General features: G+C 62.4%; 20 protein-coding genes and 1 pseudogene. 6 read left to right on the top strand and 15 right to left on the bottom strand.

From position 1 onward, the window contains the following. The first annotated feature begins 30 nt into the window (after positions 1–30). Genes HAQ05_RS18465 through HAQ05_RS18455 form a run of 3 tightly spaced genes read left to right on the top strand, consistent with a single transcriptional unit; the run spans position 31 to position 3,697 of the window. Positions 31–1,473 carry an ATPase domain-containing protein gene (locus HAQ05_RS18465; protein WP_190423189.1) on the top strand — a complete coding sequence of 481 codons (1,443 nt, stop codon included), beginning with the start codon at positions 31–33 and terminating at the stop codon, positions 1,471–1,473. A 22-nt stretch (positions 1,474–1,495) separates the two neighbouring features. After that, positions 1,496–1,864: a response regulator gene (locus HAQ05_RS18460; RefSeq protein ID WP_190423187.1), complete on the top strand. Its 369-nt coding sequence runs from the start codon at positions 1,496–1,498 to the stop codon at positions 1,862–1,864. Positions 1,865–1,882: 18 nt separating this feature from the next. Further along, the gene (locus HAQ05_RS18455; protein ID WP_190423185.1) at positions 1,883–3,697 is read left to right on the top strand and encodes a monovalent cation:proton antiporter-2 (CPA2) family protein; all 1,815 of its coding nucleotides are present in this window, start codon (positions 1,883–1,885) and stop codon (positions 3,695–3,697) included. A 19-nt stretch (positions 3,698–3,716) separates the two neighbouring features. On the opposite strand, the gene HAQ05_RS18450 is transcribed toward HAQ05_RS18455, so the two are convergent. The 6 genes from HAQ05_RS18450 to codA all read right to left on the bottom strand — a co-directional run bounded on the left by HAQ05_RS18450 (position 3,717) and on the right by codA (position 8,984). Further along, positions 3,717–4,043 carry a DUF202 domain-containing protein gene (locus tag HAQ05_RS18450; RefSeq protein WP_202988097.1) on the bottom strand — a complete coding sequence of 109 codons (327 nt, stop codon included), beginning with the start codon at positions 4,041–4,043 and terminating at the stop codon, positions 3,717–3,719. Positions 4,044–4,045: 2 nt separating this feature from the next. After that, the gene (locus tag HAQ05_RS18445) at positions 4,046–4,420 is read right to left on the bottom strand and encodes a YidH family protein (RefSeq protein WP_190423183.1); all 375 of its coding nucleotides are present in this window, start codon (positions 4,418–4,420) and stop codon (positions 4,046–4,048) included. A 26-nt stretch (positions 4,421–4,446) separates the two neighbouring features. Continuing rightward, positions 4,447–4,917: a YbaK/EbsC family protein gene (locus tag HAQ05_RS18440; protein ID WP_190423181.1), complete on the bottom strand. Its 471-nt coding sequence runs from the start codon at positions 4,915–4,917 to the stop codon at positions 4,447–4,449. A 167-nt stretch (positions 4,918–5,084) separates the two neighbouring features. Further along, positions 5,085–5,525 (bottom strand): type II 3-dehydroquinate dehydratase, encoded by a 441-nt coding sequence (gene aroQ, locus HAQ05_RS18435; protein ID WP_190423179.1) that lies wholly within the window; start codon positions 5,523–5,525, stop codon positions 5,085–5,087. 143 nt (positions 5,526–5,668) lie between these two features. Beyond that, a complete protein-coding gene (locus HAQ05_RS18430) occupies positions 5,669–7,672 on the bottom strand; it encodes a mechanosensitive ion channel domain-containing protein (RefSeq protein ID WP_190423177.1) in 2,004 nt (667 codons plus the stop codon). Positions 7,673–7,745: 73 nt separating this feature from the next. Next, complete coding sequence (gene codA / locus HAQ05_RS18425) at positions 7,746–8,984, bottom strand: cytosine deaminase (RefSeq protein WP_190423175.1); 1,239 nt, start codon at positions 8,982–8,984, stop codon at positions 7,746–7,748. Positions 8,985–9,160: 176 nt separating this feature from the next. On the opposite strand from codA, the gene HAQ05_RS18420 reads away from it, so the two are divergent. Beyond that, positions 9,161–9,664 carry a nucleoside 2-deoxyribosyltransferase gene (locus HAQ05_RS18420; RefSeq protein ID WP_190423173.1) on the top strand — a complete coding sequence of 168 codons (504 nt, stop codon included), beginning with the start codon at positions 9,161–9,163 and terminating at the stop codon, positions 9,662–9,664. Here the strand turns inward: HAQ05_RS18420 and HAQ05_RS18415 are convergent. After that, positions 9,639–10,541, bottom strand: coding sequence for an SDR family oxidoreductase (locus tag HAQ05_RS18415; RefSeq protein WP_190423171.1), 903 nt, complete (start codon positions 10,539–10,541; stop codon positions 9,639–9,641). The genes HAQ05_RS18420 and HAQ05_RS18415 overlap by 26 nt on opposite strands. A gap of 355 nt (positions 10,542–10,896) precedes the next feature. Here HAQ05_RS18415 and HAQ05_RS18410 point away from each other — a divergent pair, with 355 nt between their 5' ends. Continuing rightward, positions 10,897–11,166, top strand: a complete 270-nt coding sequence (locus tag HAQ05_RS18410; RefSeq protein WP_190423169.1) for a DUF1652 domain-containing protein — start codon at positions 10,897–10,899, stop codon at positions 11,164–11,166. A gap of 13 nt (positions 11,167–11,179) precedes the next feature. Here the strand turns inward: HAQ05_RS18410 and HAQ05_RS18405 are convergent, their stop codons facing one another. The 5 genes from HAQ05_RS18405 to HAQ05_RS18385 form a co-directional block, all read right to left on the bottom strand. Further along, complete coding sequence (locus tag HAQ05_RS18405; protein WP_190423167.1) at positions 11,180–13,765, bottom strand: glycosyl hydrolase family 28-related protein; 2,586 nt, start codon at positions 13,763–13,765, stop codon at positions 11,180–11,182. A 175-nt stretch (positions 13,766–13,940) separates the two neighbouring features. Next, the gene (locus HAQ05_RS18400; RefSeq protein WP_190423165.1) at positions 13,941–15,074 is read right to left on the bottom strand and encodes a fumarylacetoacetate hydrolase family protein; all 1,134 of its coding nucleotides are present in this window, start codon (positions 15,072–15,074) and stop codon (positions 13,941–13,943) included. Positions 15,075–15,086: 12 nt separating this feature from the next. Next, the gene (locus HAQ05_RS18395) at positions 15,087–15,935 is read right to left on the bottom strand and encodes an ureidoglycolate lyase (RefSeq protein ID WP_190423163.1); all 849 of its coding nucleotides are present in this window, start codon (positions 15,933–15,935) and stop codon (positions 15,087–15,089) included. A gap of 18 nt (positions 15,936–15,953) precedes the next feature. Beyond that, on the bottom strand, positions 15,954–17,738 hold the full coding sequence (locus tag HAQ05_RS18390; protein ID WP_190423161.1) for an IlvD/Edd family dehydratase: 1,785 nt from the start codon (positions 17,736–17,738) through the stop codon (positions 15,954–15,956). A gap of 26 nt (positions 17,739–17,764) precedes the next feature. Next, positions 17,765–19,138: an MFS transporter gene (locus HAQ05_RS18385; RefSeq protein ID WP_202988096.1), complete on the bottom strand. Its 1,374-nt coding sequence runs from the start codon at positions 19,136–19,138 to the stop codon at positions 17,765–17,767. A gap of 232 nt (positions 19,139–19,370) precedes the next feature. Between HAQ05_RS18385 and HAQ05_RS18380 the strand changes: the two genes are divergently transcribed. Then, entirely contained in the window at positions 19,371–20,678 is a 1,308-nt protein-coding gene (locus HAQ05_RS18380; protein ID WP_190423157.1) for an MFS transporter, read from the top strand. A gap of 31 nt (positions 20,679–20,709) precedes the next feature. Here the strand turns inward: HAQ05_RS18380 and HAQ05_RS28745 are convergent. From HAQ05_RS28745 to HAQ05_RS18370, 3 genes and pseudogenes are all read right to left on the bottom strand, one after another. Next, a pseudogene (locus HAQ05_RS28745) lies at positions 20,710–21,107 on the bottom strand (LysE family transporter). A 100-nt stretch (positions 21,108–21,207) separates the two neighbouring features. Beyond that, positions 21,208–22,794: an ABC-F family ATPase gene (locus HAQ05_RS18375; protein WP_190423155.1), complete on the bottom strand. Its 1,587-nt coding sequence runs from the start codon at positions 22,792–22,794 to the stop codon at positions 21,208–21,210. 20 nt (positions 22,795–22,814) lie between these two features. Beyond that, a complete protein-coding gene (locus tag HAQ05_RS18370) occupies positions 22,815–24,008 on the bottom strand; it encodes a site-specific integrase (protein ID WP_190423153.1) in 1,194 nt (397 codons plus the stop codon). Positions 24,009–24,222: the final 214 nt, after the last annotated feature.

Here is a 24,222-nt window from a genome sequence, read left to right as displayed (position 1 = left end):
CTGCGTTTATCACTACAGGCAGGGCCGAACTTGGATAAGCTAAAGCGCCTAGAAAGCGGGATCGCGGGCCTCGATGCCTTGTTCAAGGGTGGGCTGGTCGCGGGGGCCTCGTACATCGTCCAAGGCCGCCCGGGGTCGGGCAAAACGATCCTGGCCAACCAACTGGGCTTTTTTCACGCACGCCAAGGCGGGCGGGTGCTGGTGGTCACGCTGCTGTCCGAATCCCATGAGCGGCTGTTCCAATATTTGTCTACGTTGAGCTTTTTCGACGCTTCTCGCATTGGCGGCGATATCCAGTTCGTCAGCGCCTTCGACACCCTCGAAAATGAAGGGCTCGATGAGGTGGTCAAGCTGCTGCGCCGTGAGATCAGCCGGCAGAAGGCAACCGTGCTGATCGTCGACGGCTTGCTCAATGCGCGCTCCAAAGCCGATTCGCAGCTCGACACCAAGAAATTCATCTCCGAATTGCAGGGCCATGCGGCTTTTGCTGGTTGCACGGTGTTGTTTCTTACCAGCGCCCGGCTCGATGACGGCAGCCCCGAGCACACCATGGTCGATGGCGTTATCGAAATGGGCGAAGAGCTGTTCGGTACGCGCTCGGTTCGCCGCATCCAGCTGCGCAAAACCCGCGGTAGCGGCGCGCTATCGGGGTTGCACGAATGCGAGATCACCGACGACGGGCTGGTGGTGTACCCAAGGCTAGAAAGCCTGTACGTGCACCCAATGCTTGAAGAGGATTTCGAGCCCCGGCGCGTCACCAGCGGTATCGCCCAGCTCGATAAGCTGATCGGCGGTGGCTTGTCGCAGTCGTCTTCTACGCTGGTCATGGGCCCGTCGGGTGTGGGCAAAACCTCCCTGGGCATCCATTTTCTATCCGCCGCCACCCCTGAGGCACCAGCGCTGCACTTTGGCTTTCACGAAAGCGCCCAGCGCCTGGTGGTGAAGGCGCGGGCCTTGGGCGTCGACCTGCAGAAACTAGAGGCCAGCGGGGCCCTGCACATGCAATGGCAACCCATTACCCAGGGGCTGATGGACGGCCTGGGCGAGCGTCTGCTTGCCCTGGTTAGCCAGCATGGCATCAAGCGTGTGCTGATCGACAGCCTGGGCGGGATGACCCGGACCAACGGCAACCCGGCGCGGCTGGGCGATTATTTCACCGCCCTGATCAGCGAGCTGCGCGCCCGCGGCGTCACCGTGATGGCAACCTATGAATTACGGGGTTTGTTCAGCCCAGAAATCAATGCGCCGCTGCCAGACCTTTCAAGCATCGTCGACAATGTGATCGTGATGCGTTTCGTTGAACATGTCTCTGAACTTAAGCGCTGCATGACCATTCTGAAAATCAGAGACAGTAACTACGATGCATCGCTCAGGGAATTGGTCATCGGCGAGCACGGTGTGGAACTGATAAAAGCCTTCACCCAGGCAGAGGCCGTTCTCACGGGCAGTGCCTCGGTGCCCGAGAGCCGCTAATGCCAGCCAGATTGATTCGACAATGTCTACCATCCTGATCGTCGACGACGAGTACCTTATCGCCGATATCCTGGGCTACGCCTTGGAGGATGAAGGGTACATGGTGGTCAAGGCCAGCAATGGCAAAAAAGGGCTCGAAGTGCTCGACCGCGAGCGCCCCGCGCTGGTCATCACCGACTTCATGATGCCGGTGATGGACGGCCTGGAGTTCGCCAAGGCCATTCGCGCCCGCCCAGCCGGCTCACACATGCCGATTCTGCTCATGAGCGGGGCCCAAGGCCCGATCGGGCGCAGCAACCCCGAGCTGTTCGCCGCGGTGTTCGACAAGCCTTTCGACATCGATGCAGTGATTGCCAAGGTACGCGAATTCGTCGACCCTACCGCGTACTAGCCGGGATAAGGAGCGCCCATGCCTGCCGAGGGCAATTTGCTCGAAGCCGCCGTTGTCTTTTTATTCGCCGCCGTAATCGCCGTGCCGTTGGCCAGGCGCCTGCAAATGGGGGCGGTAATCGGCTACCTGCTTGCCGGCGTGGTAATTGGCCCGGAAGCCCTGGGGTGGGTCAGCAACACCGAAAGCATCGCGCACATCTCCGAATTGGGCGTGGTCCTGTTGTTGTTCATCATCGGGCTGGAACTGTCGCCGCGGCGGCTGTGGGTGATGCGCAAATCCGTATTCGGTGTGGGGTTGGCCCAGGTGCTGCTCACCGCGCTGGTCATTGGCTCGGTCGCACTGCTCGGTTTCGGCCAACCGCTGAACAGCGCCGTATTGCTAGGCTTGGGCTTGGCATTGTCGTCCACGGCCTTTGGCCTGCAAAGCCTCTCTGAACGTAAAGAGTTGACCGCCCCCCATGGCCGCCTGGCATTCGCCATTTTGCTGTTCCAGGATATTGCCGCGATCCCGTTGATCGCCGTCGTGCCTCTGCTGGCCGGTGCCAGCCAGCCGTTGCCGCACGAGCAGGCGCTGGAACATGGCCTGCGCATCCTCGGCAGTATCGCGGTGGTGGTGGTGGGCGGGCGTTACTTGTTGCGGCCGGTGTTTCGCATCGTCGCCCGCACCGGCATACGCGAAGTGTCCACCGCCACGGCGTTGCTGGTAGTGATCGGTACGGCTTGGCTGATGGACCTGGCCGGTGTCTCCATGGCGTTGGGGGCGTTTTTGGCCGGGCTACTATTGGCCGACTCGGAATACCGCCATGAGCTCGAGGCGCAGATAGAACCGTTCAAGGGGCTGCTGCTGGGGCTGTTCTTCATGAGTGTGGGCATGGGCGCCGATCTCGGCCTGTTACTGGCGAGCCCCCTGTTGGTGCTGGGCCTGACGCTGCTGCTGCTGTTTACCAAGCTGCCGTTGTTGTGGTTCATCGGGCGCTTGGCCGCGGGTTTGTCGCGGCGCAGCGCGCTACGCCTGGGCTTGGTACTAGCCGCCGGTGGTGAGTTTGCTTTCGTGGTCTTCCAATTAGGCGCGGACCAGGGCTTGTTCGACCCCCATTTGCATGGCCTGCTGGTGCTGACGATTACACTCTCGATGGCGTTCACGCCTCCGATGTTGCTGCTGGGCCAGCGTTGGCTGGCAAAGCCGGACAGCCCGGCGCGTGCCGTGCCAGACGAGTACCGCGCCATTGATACCGATACCCCGCGCGTGGTGATTGCCGGTATGGGCCGCATGGGCCAGATCGTCGCGCGGATCCTGCGTGCGCAGAAAATCCCCTTTGTAGCTTTGGACACCTCGGTGGAGACCATCGAGCTTTCGCGCAGCTTTGGCGGCCTGCCGGTGTTCTACGGCGACCCGCTGCGCGAAGAAATCCTGCGTGCGGCCAAGGTGGAGCAGGCCGAATATTTTGTGATTGCCACCAATGACCCCGACACCAACCTCAAAACCGCGGCCCTGGTGGCGCGGTTGTACCCGCACATTCGCATCATCGCCCGGGCGCGCAACCGCCAGCACGTGCACAAGCTAGTCGACCTGGGCGCCAAGCCGGTGCGTGAAACCTACCATTCAAGCCTGGAAATGGCTCGGTTGGCATTGCTTGGCTTGGGCCTGAGCGAGGCCCAAGCGCAGGCGCGGATCCAGCGCTTTCGCCAGCATGATGAGCAGGTATTGCGCGCCCAGCACCTGGTCTATGACGACGCAGCCAAAGTGCTGCAAAGTGCCGAACAAGCTCGCGCAGAACTGGCACGGTTGTTCGCTGCCGACGAGCAAGACGAAGCGCGTGATGCGCCCGGATAACCATTCGGCAGCGGCGCTGTTAGAACGCGGCCACCACATACAGGCCCAACCCCCCCAACGCACACGCGGTGCCCCCTAACGCGAGAATCTCCAGCACAGGTGAGGGCGCACGGTTTTGGCTGATGCCTTCGACGTTGATTCGATAATGCCGCCACTGCCCCAGCCAGATGCCTCCGCCAGCGAGTAACGCCAGCGCCACCAGCGACGCGGCGAAGGGCCCATGCTGCGGTACCCAGCGCAGGAACAGCATGCTCGCGCCCACCAGCGAGAACAAGGTACGGCGCCAGGCGAGCAGCGTGCGCTCCGGCTGCAGGCCGGCATCTTGATGCCCACGTAGGCCAGCCACGCTTACAGGCTGCGCAAGGCGACGAATACCACCAGCACCGCGGTCACCAACGCGCCGCCAAACGACAGCACCGGCACCAGCAGCGGCAGTGGCAACGGCGCCTGGCGGCGCATGGCCCGCTCGACGTTGAGCCAACGCACGCAAGCGCTGGCGCTGAGCAACATGCCCAGCAAGAGCAGGGCAATGGCCAGTACCTTGCGGATTTCAGGCATGAACACGTCGGCGGTGAACGCTTCTACGGCAATGCCACCGGCCATCAAGGCCAACGAGGTGCGGATCCAGGCCAAAAAGGTGCGCTCATTGGCCAGGGTGAAGCGTGGGTCGGGTTCGCTGCCGCCCGGCAATAGGCGCTGGCTGAGTTTACTGCGAGGTTCCATGTGGAGTGCTCGGCTGGGGAGGGGGGTCAAGCGGTAGTGGGCTGGGTCACGTCGATCCATTCGGCGCCGGTGAGGGCCGCCAGGCGCTGCGGTGCCAGGCGCACTGCAGAGTGGGTGCCGCCGGCCGCGGGCAGCACTTCATCGAAGGCTTTGAGCGACTCGTCACAATACACCGGCAACGGCGTAGCCAAGCCGAACGGGCAAACCCCGCCCACTGGATGGCCGGTAAGCGCCATCACCGTATCGGCGTCGAGCATCTTGGCCTTGGCACCGAAGGCTTGCTTCAGCTTGCGGTTGTCCAGGCGGGCGTCGCCCCGCGCCACCACCAGTACGGTACGCTCGCCCACACGCAAAGAAAGGGTTTTGGCGATCTGCCCGGGGGCCACACCATGAACCTCGGCTGCCTGCTGCACGGTGGCGGTGCTTTGGCCGGTTTCGATCACGGTGATGTCAGGGGCATGTTGCTCGAACCAAGCGCGAACCGACGCGACGGACATAAGTGGCTTTCCTCAGGTGGCGTGAAACAGTGCATTTAAGTAACAGAGCCCCGCGGGGGGGGCAAGCATCGGGTCGCGGCCAGGCCCGTAGGGGGCGCAAGAGGCACGTTAGTTAAAAGCCAGGGGCAGGCTGCCTGAAGCGCGCGGCCTGGTGCCCGCCGTAGAGGTTATTGTTTCAACAGCAGCGCAAAATGATCGATCGCAAGCTTATACCCGTGCGTGCCAAGCCCGGCGATTACGCCGACGGCAATCAACGACACATAGGAGTGATGGCGGAAGGCTTCGCGCTTGTGCACGTTAGAGATGTGCACTTCGAGCACCGGCACTTCGGCGGCGGCGAACGCGTCATGAATGGCCACCGAGGTATGGGTCCAAGCGCCTGGGTTGATCACGATGCCGTCGATGGTGCCGCGCGCGGCGTGAATCCAGTCGATCATCTGGCCTTCGTGGTTGGTCTGCTTGCACTCGGCGTCGAAACCGTGGGCCTTGGCGGTGGCGACGCACATCGCTTCAACATCGGCCAGGGTCTCGCTGCCATAGATGCCGGGTTCGCGTAAGCCGAGCATATTCAAGTTGGGGCCGTTCAAGATAAGCAAGCGCTGAGCCATGTGCAAAATCCTTGGGGAGCGGGTTAACTACGGTGCCGTACGAAGGTGTGGCCTTGGCGGCGCCGCTGCGCAGCATACCCCAGCAGCCTGCTGGGCGGAAACGCCTGGGGCCCCTCAGCGCGTGCTTTGCCCGGCGCGTTGGCTCAAGGTGTGGCCACCGGCACCAGGTATTGAGCGAAATGCACATTATCCACTGCATCGACGCGTTTTTTCAGCCGTTCGTTGAACGCGCGGCCCACGCCGTACTGGCCGCCGGAGGTGGTACGGAACTGGGCGGTCAGGGTGATGCCGTTCAGGTCCATCTTGTCGACCCCGAACAATTGCAGTGGGCCTTGCAGGCTGGTGCGCAGCAGAATGTCGTTCTTGATCTCGTCGGCTGTTTCGCGAATCAGCCGCATGGCCGTGTCCACATCGCTGTCATAGGTGATTTGCACCGAAAAAAACGCGTAGGCGAACTGCCGCGATTGGTTGGTTACGGCCTTGATCTGGCCGAACGGCACCGAATGCACGAAACCTTTGCCGTCACGTAGGCGCAGGGTGCGAATGGTCAGGCTTTCGACGGTGCCGGCGTGCCCGGAATCCAGTACCACCCAGTCGCCGATGGCGATGGTGTCTTCGATCAGGATGAACAACCCGGTGATGACGTCTTGCACCAATTGCTGCGAGCCGAAGCCTATGGCCAAACCCACCACGCCGGCACCGGCGATCAACGGCCCCACGTTGATGCCCAAGTTGGCCATGGTGGTGATCACGCAGATCACCGCCAGTATGAGCTTGGTCGCATTGCGCAGCATCGGCAGGATGGTTTTGACTCGAGTACTGGGCTGGCGGCTGGCGCGCTTGCCCACGGCCGGCTTAAGTGCCTCTTGGATGGCGGTGTCGATCACCACCCACAGCAGCCAAGTGACCAACAGGATCAGCCCGATCGAGCTGATCGAGTCGCTGATCGCGCGGCCCACCGTGTTGCGCGCCGCGAATGCCAGCACCGACACGCCCCAAATACGCCCCAGTAGCTCGATGAATGCCACCGCAATGGCCACCCGCACCAGCGCATGCGCCAGGCTGCGCACCAGCTCCAGGTAGGGCCGGGCGTGGCTGGCGCTGGTTGCCGAGGGCTTGAGCAGGTGACTTTCCAAAGTGCTGAGAAACACCGTGCTCACGAGCAATATCGTGGTCATCAAGGCCCGTTGCAGCCCTTGTTGGCTTTCTTGCCCCGCACCGATCAGGTGCACCATCGATACCAGAATCATCAACAGGATCGGCAAGTACCACAGTGCCGAGAAAATCCGCAGGGTTTCTTGCACCGCGGGGTGCTGGTGGCGTTGCAGGTACCCTCGGTTGCGGATCAAATGCGCCACGGGCCTGCGCATGCGCAGTACCACGGCGGCGAACAGCAGGGTGGCCAGCAAGCCGCTGAGTACGGCGATACTGGCGGTCAGGTTACTGCCCAACTGCTGGGCAATTTTGGGGCTGTTCAGGGCATCGCCGAGCGCGGCGAGAAAACCGATCAAAAACAGCGGCCGCGGCGTATGCCGGCGCAATACCGCCACCGCCGCGCGTTTGTGGCCGGCGTCGAACAAGGTGATCACGCACAACACCACTGAGGTGGAAAACACGCCACTGCTGGTAGCGTAAGCCAAGCACAAGGCCAGGGCGTGGGCCATCGACGGCGCCACGTGGTGCGCCACGGCCAGCGTCGCGGGTAGCGCGACGAGGGCCGGCACGGTAAAGCGCAACAGGTAGCCGAGCACGCCATGCAGGCGCTTGCGCTGCTTGAACACTGCTTGGTGGCCAGCCTTGGCCCATAGCCAGCGGGCGATAAAATACAACGCAAAAAACGTCGCGGCCCACACCGCCGTGAGCAGCGCGAAATCCCGTGTCAAGCCGAGGCCGTTCTCGGTCACTTGCTGTTCGATCAACTGGCCCGCCTCGCTCGCCGCCCGGTCGGTGCGCAGGCGCCAACTGTCGAGCAGGTGTTGGTCGAGGTTCAGCGAGTCTTGCAGGTCATCGAGGCTTGAGCCCAAGGTGCCGAGCAAGCCGCCCTGGACAAAGGCCGGCTCGGCGGGTTTGGCGTCGGCCGGGGCGGTGGCGGCGTTGAGGTTGAGGCTAACCAGGGCGAGCAGCAGTAATAGGCACAGGCGTGGCACGAGCGGGCTCCGACGTTGGGTGCCTAACCCTAGATCCCCAGGGGCGCGGCAAGTTCGCCAGCGTGCCCGGGTTTCAGCCACGCCACTGCACCTGCTGGGGTTCGCGGCGCATCAGTACTTCGCCGCCACGTATCGACACCAGTGCCCTGGCCTGGCGGCGCAACGCCTCATAATCGTCCGGGGCTTCCAACACCACCAGGTTCGCCGGGCGGCCTTCGGCGATGCCGTAACGCTCGCCCAGGTTCAGCGTGCGGGCACTGTGGTCGGTGACCAGGTCCAGGCAGCGGCGCAGGTCGTCGTAGCCCATCATGTGGCAGATGTGCAGCCCCGCATCCAGTACGCGCAGAATGTTGCCATTGCCCAGTGGATACCACGGGTCCTGGATCGAGTCTTGGCCAAAGCACACGTTGAGCCCGGCGCGGTCCAGCTCGGCCACGCGGGTGACGCCGCGGCGTTTGGGGAAGGTGTCGAAGCGGCCTTGCAGATGAATGCTCTCGGTGGGGCACGAGATGAAATTAAGCCCTGCCGCCTTGAGCAGGCGCATCAGCTTGGAGCAGTAGGCGTTATCGTAGGAGCCCATGGCCGTGGTATGGCTGGCGGTTACCTGGGCGCCCATGCCGCGCACACGGGCCTGCTCGGCCAGCACTTCGAGAAAGCGCGAGTGCGGATCGTCGGTTTCGTCGCAATGCACGTCTACCAGCAGGCCACGCTGTTCGGCCAAGTCCATCAGGTAGTGGATCGAGCTGACCCCCTGTTCGCGGGTGTTTTCGAAATGTGGGATACCGCCGACCACGTCGGCGCCCATGTCTAGCGCACGCACCATGAGCTCGCGGCCACCAGCGAAAGACTCTATGCCCTCCTGCGGAAAGGCGACGATCTGCAGCTCTATCAGGTGGCGGGCTTCGTCGCGCACCTCGAGCAGGGCCTTGAGCGCGCCGAGGGTCGGGTCGGTGACGTCGACATGGGTGCGCACCTGTTGGATACCATGTTCGGCGAGCATGCGGATGCCGGCATGGGCACGCTGCTTGGTGTCGTCGTGGGTGATGGTCGCTTTACGCTGGCCCCACCGTTCGATGCCCTCGAACAACGTACCGCTTTTATTCCATTCGGGCTGGCCCGCGGTGGCGACGGCGTCGAGGTGAATATGCGGCTCCACCAACGGTGGGATCAGTAAGTTGCCGGCGGCGTCTATGTCGCCAGCCGGCACGCTAAGCGTGCCGGGCTGTGCCAGTACGCGACCGATGCGTGTGCCTTCGCAGAGCACACTGTGCAGGCCAGGTACCCCTCGCAAACGCGCATTGATGATGTTCATCCGAAAACCTCCATGGCCATCCGCCGACGGTGCCATTGTGCCCACTGCCGGCCAGGCGTGAAAGCCCGCATGTTGAGGGTGGCGTGGGCGGCTGGAGGCCGGCCGCTGCGCTAGGCCTTGACCGGCCGCCCGTGCCAGGCACAATAGCGGTTTTGTGAAATGTAACGGGGCTGGGCATGGCGCGCATTTATTTGGCCGGTTTCGATGTGTTTCGCCGCGACGCCCTTGCCCACGGGCGCTATTTGCGCCAGTTGTGCCAAGCCTGTGGGCTAGACGCGCAGTACCCGCTGGATAACCGCTTGCCGCCCGGGCTGGCCGGGCAGGGCGCGGCCCACTGGGTGTGCGAGCAAAACCTTGCCATGCTTAAAGCCAGCGATGCGGTATTGGCCAACCTCGGGCCTTTTCGCGGGCAGGAACCGGATTCCGGTACGGTATTCGAAACCGGCGTGGCGGTGGCATTGGGCAAGCCGGTGTGGGCGTACTTCGAGCCTGCCGGCACCTTGCGCGAGCAGGTCGCACACGATGCCCAGGGTTTTGATCGCCAGGGTAACTACGTGGAGGATTTCAATTTGCCACGCAACCTGATGCTCGCTTGCACTTGGGCAGGCTATAGCGATAGCGCCGAAGAGGCGGTGGTGCACTTGGCCGCCTGGCTCAAGGCAATGGGTTGCCGCCGGTGACGCCGAACACTTCGCCGGTGATATAGCTCGATTCCTGTGAGGCCAGCAGTACGTACAGCGGCGCACATTCGGCCGGTTGGCCGGGGCGTTTCATGGGGGATTGCTCGCCAAAGTGGGGAAGTTTTTCCTGCGGTTGGCCGCCACTGGGCTGCAGCACCGTCCAGACAGGCCCCGGGGCCACGGCATTGACGCGAATACCGCGCTCGATCACCTGTTTAGCCAGGGCTTTGGTGAACGCCACGATGGCCGCCTTGGTGCTGGCGTAATCGAGCAGGGTCACCGACGGCTGGTAGGATTGGATCGACGCGGTGTTGATGATGGTGGCACCGGCCGGCATCAGCGGCACGGCGGCCTTGCATAGCCAGAACAAGGCATACACATTGGTTTTGAACGTCGCGTCGAATTGCTCAGTACTAAGCTCGCCGATGCTTTTTTGCGCGACCTGCTTGCCGGCCACATTGACCAGAATGTCGAGCCCGCCCAGTGCCTCGTGGGCTTGATTGACCAGTTGCGTGCAGAACGCTTCGTCTTTGATGTCGCCGGGCAGGGTCACCGCCTTGCGGCCTTCGGCCTCGATCAAGCCGACCACCTCGCGCGCATCGCGTTCTTCGACGGGCAAATAGTTGAGCACCACGTCGGCCCCTTCGCGGGCGAACGCAATGGCCACCGCCCGGCCGATGCCGGAGTCCGCGCCAGTGATCAACGCCTTGCGCCCCCTAAGCCGGCCAAAACCTTGGTAGCTGTGCTCGCCATGGTCTGGCTTGGGCTGCATCTGGGCATCCAGCCCAGGGGCCGCCTGGGGCTGTTCGCTGAAGGGCGGGGCGGGGTATTGGGTGAGTGGGTTTTGCATGCTGTATTGGTTACGGACCTTACTCATGAAACCTCCTCAGGCATAACGGACATAACGTCCTTGCCTAGTTGGAAGCGCGGCCCAAAGCCAAGGTTTAAACCGATGAGGTGCTCTACGACGAGTGGTGTAGTGAGGGGAATCCACGGCCGGGGCCCTTCGCCGACCGCCTGTGGCAGCCATGGCCGGCTCAATGTGCGGCGGTACAGATAAAACCGCCGGGTCATTGATCTGAGGCATTTGCGCTGTGCCACCCAGGGGTATATACCCAAAGAACAACAACGACAAGGTGGTGTGCCAAGCGACTTCGGACACCTGTGCGGCCCTGCTCGCCGCCTTTGCGTTGTGCCCCGAATCCATTGGCTTGCACAGTTGGAGACGCGCCATGAAAACCATAGGCCTTAGCCCATTGGAGCTACGCAACATCATCGAGCATGCTTTTTTGCCGTTGCAGTGCGTATGCGCGCAGGCGCCCGACGGTACCCTGACACTGCGCATCGAAAACCCGGCCAATGGCCGGGTCGAGCTTGAAGAAATCGGCATTTCCACCGATCGCTTCGCCAGCAGCCGCGAGATCAACAACCTGGTCGCGCAGTTGCGCGAGCGGCTTGCGGCGGCCCGGCCACCACAGGCCAAGCGCTTGAACCACGCCTGAGCCCATAGCCGCCTCAAGCTGAGGCGTGCTGGCTGTGGTCGACACCGACGGTGGTGATTTCCGTGGCATCGGTCACCAGCGCCACGGCACTGGTGACTGCCGTTTGCGCCACGGCGGTGCTTTGCGCCGGGGTGGTGGTGGCGAACACGAACTGGCTCGCAGTCAAGTCATCCACATGGTTACCGGAAAGCGCCAACTCAAAGCGCTGGCCGGTGGCATCGGCGTCCAGGTCTTTGAGGTACGTGCGGTCGGTACTGGCGTTGTACACCACCTGCAAGGTGCCGGCGGTGCCGTCGCCCAGGCCGGTGAAGCCGAGCTGGGCCACGTCGATCTTGTCTTGGCTCGCATCGAAATCCAGGATCAGGTCGCTGTAGCTGGTGGTGCTGGTGCGGTAGCTGTCGGTTAGGGCATCGAACCGGAAGGTATCGGCACCATCGCCGCCGGTCAGTTTGTCTGCGCCGGCGCCGCCGACCAGGATATCGTCGCCACTGGTGCCCACCAATACGTCGTTGCCACTGGTGCCGGTCACGGTATTGGTGGCGGAACTGGCGAAGATGAAATTCGAGGCGGTTAGGTCCGTCAGGTGGTTACCGTCCAGGGACAGCTCGAAGCGGTTGCCATTGGCGTCTTCGTCGCGGCTTTTGATATACGTCTTGGTGCCGGAAGCATTGAGCACCAACTCCACGGTGGTGCCATGGCCATCGCCCAGGCCGGTGATGCCCAGCGCCGAGAGGTCGATTTTGTCCGAGCTTACCGCGAAGTCGGTGATTTCATCGCCGTTGTCGGTGCCGCCGGTGTTGTAATTGCGATAGCTGTCTTCCAGGGCAGTGTACACATAGGTGTCAAGCCCGGCGCCGCCGGTCAGGGTATCGGCCCCCAAACCGCCATAGATAATGTCGTCGCCGGCACCGGCAACGATGGTGTCTTCGCCCGCGCCGCCGTAGATCGTTTCATCACTGGAGGTGCCGGTGATGCTGTCGTTGCCGTCGGTGCCAACGATAACGTGTTCGAAGATGAAATTATCCGCCGTCAGCGTGCTGGCCAGGTTGCCCTTCAAGGCCAATTCGAAGCGGTTGCCGCTGGCGTCTGCCTCCAGGCTTTTGATGTAGGTTTTATCGGTGGTGGCGTTGTAGGCTATTTGCAACGTGCCGTCGGTGCCGTCGCCCAGGCCGGTGAAACCGAGCCCGGCCAGGTCTAGGGTGTCGCTGGTGACATCGAAGTCGGTGATGGTGTCGGCATAGCTGGTGGTGCTGGTACGGTAGCTGTCGGTGAGCGCCTCGAAACGGAACACATCAGCCCCGGCGCCACCGGTCAGCGTATCGGCGCCACTACCACCTACCAGGATGTCATTGCCCGCACCGCCGCTAAGCGTATCCCGGCCCGCTTCGCCGGTAATCAGGTCGGCGGCTGAAGTGCCGGCCAGGGTGTCATTGCCGTCGGTGCCATCGATAACGTTGAGCGGAATGGTGTCGCTGACATAGCTGCCGTCACCGTAAATCAGCGTGGAACCCTTGGTGGTATTGCTGATCGTGTTACCGAGAATGGCGTTGCGATCGGTGCCGTCTTCGTTACGTTCGGCCACGCCGTAAGTGGACTGAGCGCCGCCGACGATGGTGTTGCCCTCGATAACGTTATCTGACCCCGCATAGAAGTTGCCCGACACGCCGTTGGTGTCGTCGTAGGATTGGATAATGATTTCCGGCACGGCGCTGGTCTGGGCGTCGTTGGTCAGGGTGTTGTTCTCCACCGTGACGTCGCTGCTGCCGTACAGGCGAATGCCAGCGGTGCCGTTGTCGTGGATGTCCACGCCGTCGACGGTCACGTTATCAGACATCTTGATCAGCACGCCTTCGGCGCCGTTACCGTATACCTCGCCACCGGTGATGGTGATGTTGGTGGGTGAGGCGATGTCTTCGCTACCGCGTTGCACCACGATCCCGCCGCCACCGTTGTCGTAGGCTACGTTGTCTTCAAGGGTGAAGTCATGGGTGCTGGTGACGATGTTGAACCCGTGGCGGTCGTTGTCGTAGGCCACGTTGTTGCGAAACACGCTATCGGAGAGGTAATCGGCGACGAACCCGTCGAGGCCGTTGCCGTGGGACACGCAGTTCTCGATCACCATGTTCTCGGTTTGCTCGTGCGGGTCGAAACCATAGCCAGAGCAGTCCAGGATCTCGACGCTGTCGAGGGTTACATTGGAATCGTGCCCTTCCTCACCCGGGATATAGCCGTTGAACCAACCGTCGATCTTGCCAGAGGTGTTGTCGCGGTTACCGTCCAGCGTCATGTCCGATAGGCCGAAATTGGACGTTTCTTCGCCATACGCCGAGCGTACGATGCCGGTAATGGATTGGTCCCAGCCGTCGGCGACCTTCAGGGTGGTTTCACCCATGCCGTCGCCGTACATATAAACGTTGCTCTTGAGCACAATGCAGCCGTCGGATGGCTCGTCGCCACCTGACACGATATACGTGCCACTGGGTACGTAAACCTGCCCGCCACCTGCCGCCGCCGCTGCGTCCACCGCCGCCTGGATGGCCGCGGTATCATCGGTTACACCATCACCCACCGCGCCATAGTCTTTTACGTTGAAGATCATCGCTTGCTCCGTCGTCCATTCGGGCCGGGCGCGGTCCCCAAAGGGGCCGCTGGCGGCATGCGTCAAGAAATAGGCACCAGCACGCAGAAAGGCGGCAGTGGCGGCCCAACCGTCTGACACAGCAAGTAGATTTTAGTTTTCGCCGTTGGTCCGGATTGGCCCAACGGCGCTTGACTCACTGCCGGGCGAACAAACTGCGCATCAGCGCGCCGATGCCCTCGGTCCAGGGTGGCGCTTGGTCGCTGTGGGTGACAGTGTTGTGCAAGCCTCCCAGGCGCTCACTGGTGATGCTCACCTGGTCGCCCAGCTTGTGGGTGAAGCCAGCGCCGGGTTGGTCTCGGTCTTCGGTAGGCGCGAAGAGGGTGCCCAGAAACAGTACGAAGCCGTCGGGGTATTGGTGGTTGCCGTTGATCGCTTGCGCGACGAGGTTGGCCGGGTCGCGGCTGATCTGGTCCATCGAGCTTTCGCCGCGGAGTACGAAACCGTCTTCGTGGCCTTGCACCTTTAGCCGCACCACGCTTTGGCGGATGGCGTCGAGGTCGAAATGTTCATCGAACAAGCGTAGGAACGGGCCCAGCGCGCAGGAGGCGTTGTTGTCCTTGGCCTTGCCCAGCAGCAGGGCGCTGCGGCCCTCGAAATCGCGTAGGTTCACGTCGTTGCCCAATGTAGCGCCGTGGATGCGCCCATGGCTGTTTACCACCAACACGATTTCAGGCTCGGGGTTATTCCAACTGGAACCGGGGTGGATGCCGATCTGCGCGCCGCTGCCTATGGCTGACAGCACCGGCGCCTTGGTGAAAATTTCAGCGTCGGGGCCAATGCCCACCTCAAGGTATTGCGACCACATGCCTTGCTCGATCAGCACCTGCTTGAGCGCCTTGGCTTGCGCGGAGCCCGGTACCAGGTGGGCCAGGCTGCCGCCGATGGCCTGGCCTACTTGGCGGCGGATGGCCTCGGCACGGCCGGCGTCGCCGGCGGCTTTTTCTTCGATCACCCGTTCGAGCATGCTGGCAGCGAAGGTGACGCCGGCCGCCTTGATCACTTGCAGGTCGATCGGTGCGAGCAGGCGCTGGGGCTCGGCCAGCAGGGCTTCGACGCTGCACAGCCGGGGACCTTGGGCTTGGCGCAGGGCCTGTGCGGGGGCCTCGGTTTCCAGCAATTGGCTGGTGGTTGGGTACTGGCCGGTGATGTCGAATACGCCGTCGGCGCGCACGGCAACCACACTGGGCCCCGCGGCGCCGCGCGCGCGGCCGAGCAGCGCCGCGTCGTGCCAGTCCGCTGGCAAACTGTTGGCAGCAGTTAATTGCATAAAGCCTCCTGGTTAGTCTGCCTGTACGGTGGTTTGCTGTTGTTCGCCCAAGCCTTGAACCCCTAGCCGCAGGGTTTGGCCCGGGCGCAGGAACACAGGGTCGGGTTTGATACCCATGCCGACGCCGGGTGGCGTGCCGGTGGAAATAACGTCGCCCGGCTGTAGGCTCATGCAGCGGCTTACATAGGCGATCAGTTGCGGGATGCGAAACACCAGGGTGCGGGTGTTGCCGTTCTGGTAGCGGTGGCCGTCCACTTCCAGCCACAGGTCCAGTTCATGGGGGTCGGCGACTTCGTCGGGGGTGACCAGCCAGGGGCCTATCGGGCCGAAGGTGTCGAAGCCTTTGCCTTTGTCCCAGGTGCCGCCGCGCTCCAGTTGCCACTCGCGCTCGGAGACGTCGTTCACCACGCAGTAACCGGCCACATGCTCCAGCGCCACGGCCTCGTCGATATAACGGCCGCCCCGGCCGATGATTACGCCCAATTCCACTTCCCAATCGGTTTTCACCGATTGCCGGGGGATTTGCACGGGGTCGTTCGGGCCGCAAATGGCGCTGGTCCATTTATTGAAGATCACCGGCTCCGCGGGCACCGCCATACCCGCTTCGGCGGCGTGGTCGGCATAGTTCAGGCCAATGCAGATGAATTTGCCCACGCGCCCTACACAGGGGCCGATCCTGGGGCTGCCCTCGACCTTTGGCAGGCTGGCGGCGTCCAGCGCGGCAATACGCGCCAAGCCTTGCGGGGTCAGGTGCGCGCCGGCCAGGTCATCAACGTGCGCCGACAGGTCGCGGAGTTGCCCGTGGGCATCGAGCAGGCCAGGTTTTTCCTGGCCCGGGTTTCCGTAACGCAGCAGTTTCATCAAGCGGTTCCTTATACGTCAGTGGGAATGGCGGGGCGCGGGCTGCTCGGCGGTGACCCGCAGGTACAGCGTAGCCGGCTCCAGGCAGCCTCCGGTAGACAGTTGCCCCACCAACTGGCGGTACAGCTCTTGCCACGGCGTTTGCGACGCCGGGTAGCTAGGCTTCACTCGGGCCTTGCGCGCGGCGAGTTCGGTCTCATCCACCAGCAGGTCGACACGCCGGGCGTTGAGGTCTACGCGCAACCGGTCGTTGGTTTGCAGCACCGCCAGGCCACCGCCCACTGCCGCCTCAGGCGACATATTCAAAATCGACGGGCTGGCCGAGGTGCCGCTTTGGCGACCGTCACCCAGGCAGGGCAGCGAATCTATCCCGCGCTTGATCAGTTCGGCGGGCGGGGCCATGTTCACCACCTCGGCGCTGCCAGGGTAGCCCACGGTACCGCAGCCGCGGATCACCAAAATGCAGCGTTCGTCGATGTCCAGGGTCGGGTCGTTGATTCGCGCATGGTAGTCTTCCGGGCCTTCAAATACGATGGCGCGGGCCTCGAAGGTGTTTTCCGCACCCGGCTCGGCCAAGTACGTGCGGCGGAAGGCTTCGCCCACCACCGACATCTTCATGATGGCGCTGTCGAAGAAATTGCCCGATAGCACGATAAAGCCGGCGCGGTGCATCAACGGCGCGTCGAAGGGGCGTATCACCTCGGCATCTTGCGAGGCGTGGGCGGCGACGATGTCGCCGATACTGCGGCCGCTGACAGTGTTGCACTGGCCGTGCAGGCGCCCGGCCTTTTGCAGCTCATGCAGCACCGCGGGCACGCCGCCGGCGCGGTGGAAGCTTTCGCCCAGGTATTTACCGGCGGGCATGCAATCGACCAGCAGTGGCACGTCTTCGCCGATGCGTTGCCAATCGTCCAGCGACAGCTCGATGCCCATGTGCCGGGCAATGGCAATCAGGTGCGGCGGGCAGTTGCTCGACGCGCCCAGTGCGGAAGCCACGGCGATGGCGTTTTCGAACGAGGCCCGGGTCATCACCTTGGACGGGCGCAGGTCTTCAAGCACCAACTCCACGGCGCGCTTGCCGGTGGCATAGGCCATTTGCCCACGTTCGCGGTAGGGCGCCGGAATGCTGGCACAGCCAGGCAGCGACATGCCCAGCGCTTCGGCCAAGGCGTTCATCGACAATGCCGTGCCCATGGTATTGCAGTGCCCCACCGAGGGCGAAGACGCGGTGGTCAGTTCCATAAAGCCTTCGTAGTCGATCTCCCCGGCTGCCAGCAGGTTGCGGGCATGCCACAACACGGTGCCGGAACCTACCCGCTGGCCCTTGTGCCAGCCGTCAAGCATCGGCCCACCGGACAATACGATGGCCGGTAGGTCGGTGGTGGCAGCGGCCATCAGGCATGCCGGGGTGGTTTTGTCACAGCCGGTGGTCAGCACCACGCCGTCGAGTGGGTAGCCGTGGAGAATTTCCACCAGGCCCAGGTAGGCCAGGTTGCGGTCAAGCGCCGCCGTGGGGCGGCGCGACTGCTCGGCGATCGGGTGCACGGGGAATTCCATCGGGATACCCCCGCCATCGCGAACGCCAGCCTTGACCCGCTGCGCCAGTTCCAAATGGTGGCGGTTGCAGGGGGTCAGGTCGCTGCCGGTCTGGGCGATCCCGATGATCGGCCGCCCAGACTGCAACTCGGCCCGGGTCAGGCCATAGTTCATGTAACGCTCGGTGTAGAGCGCCGTCATGTCGGCATGTTCAGGGTCGTTGAACCACTGTTGGCTGCGCAGGCGGCGTGGGGTCGGTTCGGTCATGGTCCGGGTTCTCTTGTCGGTGTCGTTCAGGGGGCGGTGGGCTTGGCGAGGGGGTTGTAGCGGTGGCTATGGTCAGCGCCTCGGCCAATGGCGTCATGCAGGTCGGTCATCTCACGGCCGCGGGTCTCCACCGACAACCAGGTCCCGGCCAGTGTCAGCAGTGCCAGGATCAGCGTGTACAGCGCCATCACCCAGTAACCGCCGCCCGTGCGGCTGAGCAGGTAAACCCCCAGCAACGGCGCCAGCCCGCCGGAGAGCAAGGCACCCACTTCCCGCGACAGGGCCACGCCCGAATAGCGGTAGCGGTTGCCGAACAGCTCGGTGAAATGCGCGCACTGGGCGCCCAGCATGGCGTTGGCGCCGATGGCGAAACCGCCGAAGATGGCGACCATCGCTAGCAATTCATTACCGGTACTGAGCATCCACCATGCCGGGAACGCCCACAGCGCGGCGAACAGCGCACCGCCACGGTACACCCGCAGCCGGCCGAAGCGGTCGGAGAGGGCGCCGAACAGGGGCGTACTGATCACACTGGCCAGGCTCGCCCACAGCACGGCATTGGTGCCCACCCCGCCTAGGCCGCTGGCGCCGGTACGTGGTGCGACGAAGCCGGTGAGAAACGCGATCGACACTGTGGCATAGAGGGTAGAGGAGCCTTGCTCGGCCAAGCGCATCAGGATGGTTGCAACCAATGGCCGGCGGGCCTCGCTGAGTACAGCACGCATCGGCGTGCGCACCACCTCATGGTGTGCGGCCAGGTTTTCGAATACCGGGCTTTCCCTGAGCTTGAGCCGAATCCAGATGGCCATGGCGATCAACACCACGCTGGCGAGGAATGGCAGGCGCCAGCCCCAGTCCAGTATTTGCTGCGGGCTCAGGTACGTCTGTAGCAAACGGAAGGTGATCGTGGCTAACGCTAACCCGGCGAAAATGCCGAAGAATGGCAAGGCCGCGTAAAGGCCACGTTGGCGTGCCGGTGCCAGCTCGGCCATCAGCGTGGTCGCACCGGATTGCTCGGCGCCGGCACCGAAGCCTTGCAACAGGCGCAGCAGCACCAACAGCACGGCGCCCACCGGCCCGGTGGGCAGTAGGCCAATGGCGGTGGTGGCCAGGCCCATCAAGCCAACGGTCAGCAGCAGTACCAACTTGCGCCCTTTGCGGTCACCCAATGAACCGAAGAACAACCCGCCGAACGGCCGCGCGAGAAACCCCGCGCCGTAGGTGGCGAAACTCGCCAGCAGGGCGCCGGTGGGCCCCAGGCTGGGAAAGAACAATTGGCCGAACACCAAGGCGCTGGCCAGCCCGTAGAGCGCGAAGTCGTAATATTCCAAGGCGCCGCCAACGGCGCCAGTGAAGATGGCATGGCGCAGTTGCTGTGGGGTGGGTGCAATGGAGCTCATGGCGGTCTCCTTTCTAGTCATTGTTGTTGTTATCACTGGCCGAACTGTTACCGATAACATAGTGGTTTGTAAAGCGACTGTGCAGGGTTTTAGATAAACCGTATCGGGATAATGGTGTGACCGATAACATTCAATAACGGTGGGTTATCGAGCCATGCAAAGGTGTCATTGGCCGCTACCGGGAAAGCGGTTCTACAGTAAGCACAGCTAGCCCAGCCCGTTAGAGGCAACCATGAGAACAATAAAAGCCTGCAAAACCATCGCGGTCGCCTTTCTGTTTTTGATCGGCGTAGTCAACTACCTGGACCGAACGGCGCTTTCGGTCGCCAATACGTCCATCCAGCAAGACCTCTCCATTACCCCTTCGCAGATGGGTTTTTTGCTGTCGGCGTTTTCCTTGGCCTATGCCTTTGCCCAATTGCCGCTGGGCATACTGATCGACCGCTTGGGCAGCAAGCTGGCGCTCGGCGGCTCGTTGGTCCTATGGTCGCTGGCGCAAATGGCGTTTGGGCTGTTCAGCCAGTTTTCCCACATGGTAGGGCTGCGGGTACTGCTTGGTATCGGCGAGGCACCGGTGTTCCCGTCCGCGGCCAAGGCGCTGGCCGAGTGGTTCGATGAACACGAGCGAGGCACCGCCACCGGGCTGGTGTGGTCCTCTACCTGCATCGGCCCGTGCCTGGCGCCGCCGCTGTTGACGCTGTTCATGGTGCAGGCGGGCTGGCGTGGCATGTTCATTGTCACCGGTGTGCTCGGCATCGCCTTGGCAATATGTTGGTTTGCCTTTTACCAAACTAAACGCGACTACATGGCGGCCACCGGCCGCCCTGAGCCGCAGCGCGCCGGCGCCCCGGCCAGCGGCGGCCAGCAGCTGCTGCGCGATTGGGCCCGGCTGTTTCGCCAGCGCAACACCTGGGGGGCGTTGTTGGGGTTCATGGGGGTGATCTACATGATCTGGCTGTACCTCACCTGGTTGCCCGGTTACTTCGAAAAGCAACATGGTTTGGCATTATTCAAAACCGCTTGGGTGGTGTCGCTGGCGTTTTTGTGCGGCGCGGTGGGTACCATCGTGGCCGGGCGCGCCTGCGACTGGCTGGTCAAGCGCGGGGTAGGGCTGGTGGCCAGCCGCAAGCGGGTGGTGATTACCGGCCTGTTGGCGGCGGCGGCGTTCAGCCTGGTGGTGGGCTACAGCAAAGACGTGACGCTGTGCGTGGTGCTGTTATGCCTGGCGATGTTCTTTATCAGTATCTCCAGCGCCACGGCCTGGATGATCGTGAATGTGCTAGTGGTGCCGGAACGGGTCGCCTCGTTCGGTTCCATCCAGAACTTCGGCGGCTACCTGGCAGGCTCCGTCGCACCGATCGTGACCGGCTTTACTGTGCAATACACCGGCAACTTCGACTCGGCATTCATCACCAGTGCGGCCGTTGCGGTGTTTTCGGCGTTGGCCTATTGGGGGCTGCTGCGTGGGCCTCAGCCGCAGGCCAGCAGTAAGCTGCAGGCGGCGCCTGAAAAGCCGCTTCAGGCTACAGCGTCCAAGTGAGGTGGGCGTATACCACCGTTGCGGGGCTCGGCTAGCGGCGGGTAGCCAGCAGGCCTACGCCGGCCGCCCCCTAACAAGGCACCACTGGCGCGGTTGAACAGCCGCCGCGCCCGCCGGCTCGCCAGCCTGCGGCGGGCGTGCAGGCCGAGTAGGGCGCATCGGCCGATGGCAACCCATTCCAGCAGCAAGAACAGCGCGCCAAGCGCCGCGAACTGCATGGCCGCTGGCGTGCCAGGCTGTACGAATTGCGGCAGGAATGCGGTAAAGATCAGGATCGCTTTGGGGTTGCCCGCGGCGGTTAGCATCTAGCCCTGGCAGGCGCGCTACCCCCCAGCCATGTTGGGCAGCGTTGTTAAGCACCAGCAGGTTATTCGGCCCCGGCGCGAGGTTCAGCGCGAAACAGGCCGGAACAGCAATAAGGTCGTCCAAGACACGACACGCTCCTTCGGGATAGGGGGGCAGTTACACGCCGTTCGTTAGCGGTAGTGCGCCCAATTTGCCGGTCGAAGCGTGTGGCTTGCAACTGCTTTTATACGATAACGCCCTGGCTACGCAGGTAATCGTCATAGGTGCCGCTGAAGTCGACCACGCCGTCGGGCGACAGCTCGATAATGCGGGTGGCCAGCGACGACACGAACTCACGGTCGTGGCTCACGAACAACAGCGTGCCCGGGTAGTGTTCCAGCGCCAGGTTCAGCGCTTCGATCGATTCCATGTCCATGTGGTTGGTGGGCTCGTCCATCACCAGCACATTCGGCCGTTGCAGGGCGAGCTTGCCGAACAACATGCGGCCTTGCTCTCCGCCGGACAGCACCTTCACCGATTTTTGGATATCGTCACTGGAAAACAGCATCCGGCCCAGCGCTGCGCGAATGTTCTGTTCACCCTGAGTCCATTGGCCCATCCAGTCGAACAGGGTGTCATCGCTTTCGAACTCATGGGCGTGGTCTTGGGCGTAATAACCCGGCTCCGCAGCTTCGGCCCATTTCACTTGGCCCTGGTCAGGTGCCAGCTCGTTCATCAGGGTGCGCAGCAATGTCGTTTTGCCAATACCGTTGGGGCCGATGATTGCCACCCGCTCGCCAGCCTCGACCTGCAGGTTCAGGCCTCTGAATAGTGGCTTGGCGCCAAAGCCCTGGGTCACGTTGTCCAGTGTCAGTGCTTGGCGGTGCAGTTTTTTCGCCTGGTCGAAGCGGATGTAGGGGCTCACACGGCTCGAAGGTTTGACCTCGTCGAGTTGGATTTTGTCGATCTGGCGCGCCCTCGAGGTCGCTTGTTTGGCCTTGGAGGCGTTGGCCGAGAACCGGCTGACGAACTGTTGCAACTCGGCGATCTGCGCCTTCTTCTTGGCGTTATCAGACAGCAAGCGCTCGCGCACTTGGGTGGCGGCGGTCATGTATTCGTCGTAATTGCCCGGGAACAGCCGCAATTCGCCGTAATCCAGGTCGGCCATGTGCGTGCATACGCTGTTGAGAAAGTGCCGGTCGTGGGAAATGATCACCATGGTGCTGTTGCGCACGGTGAGCACGCTTTCGAGCCAACGGATGGTGTTGATATCCAGGTGGTTGGTGGGCTCGTCAAGCAACAACACTTCCGGGTCGGAAAACAGCGCCTGGGCCAGCAACACGCGCAACTTCCAGCCGGGGGCCACTTCGCTCATCGGGCCAAAATGCTGTTCCAGCGGTATCCCTAGGCCCAGCAACAGCTCACCGGCGCGGGACTCGGCGGTATAACCGTCCATTTCGGCGAATTCCGATTCCAGCTCCGCCACTTTCATGCCGTCGGCTTCGCTCATTTCCGGGAGCGAATAGATACGATCGCGTTCGGCCTTGACCTTCCACAGTTCTTCGTGGCCCATGATCACCGTGTCGATCACACTGAAGTGCTCGTAGGCGAATTGGTCCTGGCGCAGCTTACCTAGGCGTACATTAGGTTCGAGCATCACTTGGCCGCCGGAAGGCTCCAGGTCGCCGCCGAGGATTTTCATGAACGTCGACTTGCCGCAGCCGTTGGCGCCGATCAGGCCGTAGCGGTTGCCGTTGTTGAATTTGACTGAAACGTTCTCGAACAGCGGCTTGGGGCCGAACTGCATGGTGATGTTGGCGGTGGAGATCAAGGGCCTTACCTATCAGTAACTTATAGCGGAGGTTTATCGCCTGGGACCAATCTGGGACCAATCACGAGCTTTTCTAGCTCCTGCCAGTCGTTCGATGAGTTGATCCATCGTGCATACGTCGACAGAAGCATCTGCACGCTATGCCCAAGCTGTTGAGCGATGAATCCGACGTTCATGCCAGACATTAAACACATTGTCGCATAGGTGTGTCGGCAGTTATACGGCGGTCTGTAACGTATCCCCAGCGCTTTCAGCGTGGGACGCCACTGATTGTGAAGGTCAGAGGTCTGCTGGACAAACTCGGCACCCTTGGACGGCGGAAAAATGTAGGGAAACTCTGTTACCCGGCCTTTCCCCTTTATCCGCCGGTCCCTGTATGCCTTGGCAAACTCCAGGGCGTGCAGCGCCCTTCCGTTAAGCAGAACAAAGCGATCATCGCCTGTCTTGGTCCTTTCGACCACCTCGCCAAGGGCGACTGTCCGGCAAACATGTGCCGTTCGTTTGGCGAAGTCAACCGCATCCCAGCGCAGGGCGAGCGCTTCGGAGAGACGCATGCCCGTCCAAAATACGAACTCGAAGTATGCGGCGTAGATTGATGACGGCCAAAAATCGCCCTCGTATAGCTTGGCAATAATTTGGTTTGCCTCATCTTGGGTGAATGGGTCCACCTCCCTGCGGTTTCTCTTGGGTAGCTCTAAGGCTTCCGCAGGGTTCTTTGCAATCAGGCCGTCCAGCATTGCAGACCGGAGAATCGTTGAGATTCTGACAAGTGCGTTCCGCTTCACCCCAGGCGAACTCCACTTGGTGCTGGAAATGATCTTCCGCAGGAGGGTGGTGGTTATGAGGTCGATACGAACCAGCGCTAAGTGCGGCACCCAATACAGATTCAGGCAGCCTTTGTAGTTCAGGCGGGTGCCGGGCGTGATCTCCCGGCTGTCCAGCCACAACTGGGCGTACTCTGTAAAGGTAGGAGTTCCGCCGACCACCGCAGTTGAGCTTGGGAACAGCTCGGCGTACTTGTCGTCGTCGAGCAGGCCGAGTCGAATGAGCCCCTCTACCTTATCGCGAAGCTGGGATGCAGCTTTGATGCCTGCCGGTGTCGGGGGATAGGGGAGCGTTTCACCCCTTCGCGATCCTTGCCAGGTAAATCGGAGGCGGAGCGATCCGTGGTGAAGGTCGATGCCCGCGGGGAAATCCATTGGCTTTCTAGCCATTCGTTATACCTTCTCTTGCTGTAAATAATGCGTCGGCCGTGCTTGATCCAGACGCCTTCCGGAATTTGACCTCGTGCGCGTCGACCCTGTAGCCCTCGCACGGTCGTACCCAGGAGCTCGGCCATTACTGCCTCGCTCACCTTATCGAAGTCCTCTTGTATGGCTGCGCTCATGTCGTTCTCCAGGCCGCCCGGGGCGGCGGTCGGGGTTAGGT

It is taken from the genome of Pseudomonas typographi, from assembly GCF_014694385.1.
Lineage (GTDB): Bacteria > Pseudomonadota > Gammaproteobacteria > Pseudomonadales > Pseudomonadaceae > Aquipseudomonas > Aquipseudomonas typographi.
The sequence above is the reverse complement of the archived record's forward strand: the minus strand, read 5'-3'. Positions and strand labels throughout refer to the sequence as shown.

What these genes read in the sequence shown, in the direction of transcription:
- HAQ05_RS18445 (WP_190423183.1), bottom strand. Translation starts at nt 4,420, where the DNA reads ATGGAACCTCGCAGTAAACTCAGCCAGCGCCTATTGCCGGGCGGCAGC.
- aroQ (WP_190423179.1), bottom strand. Translation starts at nt 5,525, where the DNA reads ATGGCTCAGCGCTTGCTTATCTTGAACGGCCCCAACTTGAATATGCTC.
- HAQ05_RS18415 (WP_190423171.1), bottom strand. Translation starts at nt 10,541, where the DNA reads ATGAGTAAGGTCCGTAACCAATACAGCATGCAAAACCCACTCACCCAA.
- HAQ05_RS18420 (WP_190423173.1), top strand. Translation starts at nt 9,161, where the DNA reads ATGGCGCGCATTTATTTGGCCGGTTTCGATGTGTTTCGCCGCGACGCC.
- HAQ05_RS18380 (WP_190423157.1), top strand. Translation starts at nt 19,371, where the DNA reads ATGAGAACAATAAAAGCCTGCAAAACCATCGCGGTCGCCTTTCTGTTT.
- HAQ05_RS18410 (WP_190423169.1), top strand. Translation starts at nt 10,897, where the DNA reads ATGAAAACCATAGGCCTTAGCCCATTGGAGCTACGCAACATCATCGAG.
- HAQ05_RS18370 (WP_190423153.1), bottom strand. Translation starts at nt 24,008, where the DNA reads ATGGCTAGAAAGCCAATGGATTTCCCCGCGGGCATCGACCTTCACCAC.
- HAQ05_RS18455 (WP_190423185.1), top strand. Translation starts at nt 1,883, where the DNA reads ATGCCTGCCGAGGGCAATTTGCTCGAAGCCGCCGTTGTCTTTTTATTC.
- codA (WP_190423175.1), bottom strand. Translation starts at nt 8,984, where the DNA reads ATGAACATCATCAATGCGCGTTTGCGAGGGGTACCTGGCCTGCACAGT.
- HAQ05_RS18390 (WP_190423161.1), bottom strand. Translation starts at nt 17,738, where the DNA reads ATGACCGAACCGACCCCACGCCGCCTGCGCAGCCAACAGTGGTTCAAC.
- HAQ05_RS18385 (WP_202988096.1), bottom strand. Translation starts at nt 19,138, where the DNA reads ATGAGCTCCATTGCACCCACCCCACAGCAACTGCGCCATGCCATCTTC.
- HAQ05_RS18405 (WP_190423167.1), bottom strand. Translation starts at nt 13,765, where the DNA reads ATGATCTTCAACGTAAAAGACTATGGCGCGGTGGGTGATGGTGTAACC.
- HAQ05_RS18395 (WP_190423163.1), bottom strand. Translation starts at nt 15,935, where the DNA reads ATGAAACTGCTGCGTTACGGAAACCCGGGCCAGGAAAAACCTGGCCTG.
- HAQ05_RS18400 (WP_190423165.1), bottom strand. Translation starts at nt 15,074, where the DNA reads ATGCAATTAACTGCTGCCAACAGTTTGCCAGCGGACTGGCACGACGCG.
- HAQ05_RS18440 (WP_190423181.1), bottom strand. Translation starts at nt 4,917, where the DNA reads ATGTCCGTCGCGTCGGTTCGCGCTTGGTTCGAGCAACATGCCCCTGAC.
- HAQ05_RS18460 (WP_190423187.1), top strand. Translation starts at nt 1,496, where the DNA reads ATGTCTACCATCCTGATCGTCGACGACGAGTACCTTATCGCCGATATC.